Annotated in this window: 1 protein-coding gene; it reads right to left on the reverse strand. The window is 63.1% G+C overall.

Annotation, left to right across the window (positions count from 1 at the left end; genetic code table 11):
- Window positions 1-76 precede the first annotated feature (76 nt).
- The coding region (locus RVY79_RS17580; protein WP_317465780.1) for a hypothetical protein at window positions 77-420 on the reverse strand (344 nt) is incomplete at its 5' end.

Raw genomic sequence — 420 nt, forward strand, 5'->3', positions numbered from 1 at the left:
GCATCCGCCGTCTGGACACGAAAAAGGCCGCAGGGGTTAGCTGCGGCCTCGGTTAATCGGTGCGGCACTTGGCCGCTCAGTCGTTGATCTGTGCCGTCCCAGGCTTGGGTCGGTTCTTCTTGATGCGCTCCTGCTCGCCGACCCAGTTCAATTCGGGGCTTACAACGCCACGGCGCTGGGTTTCGCGGAACAGCGTCTCATCCGACAGCGTGCCGTCGACGTTCATGTCCCGCAGCAGTTCTAGCGATGCCTCGGCCAGCGATGCGACGCCGAAGTCCTGGAAGATCTGGATGTGACCACCTTCCTGCTCGCCAACCCACTCGGCGGCAAGCTGCAAAGCGCCATCCAGGCTGTCTTCTAGCCCCTGAACGATCCGCTGCAGCGCGCATGTGCCAGGCTCGTTATCCGCCCGTGTCTGCG

The sequence above is a fragment of the Chromohalobacter sp. HP20-39 genome, from assembly GCF_033052815.1.
Lineage (GTDB): Bacteria > Pseudomonadota > Gammaproteobacteria > Pseudomonadales > Halomonadaceae > Chromohalobacter.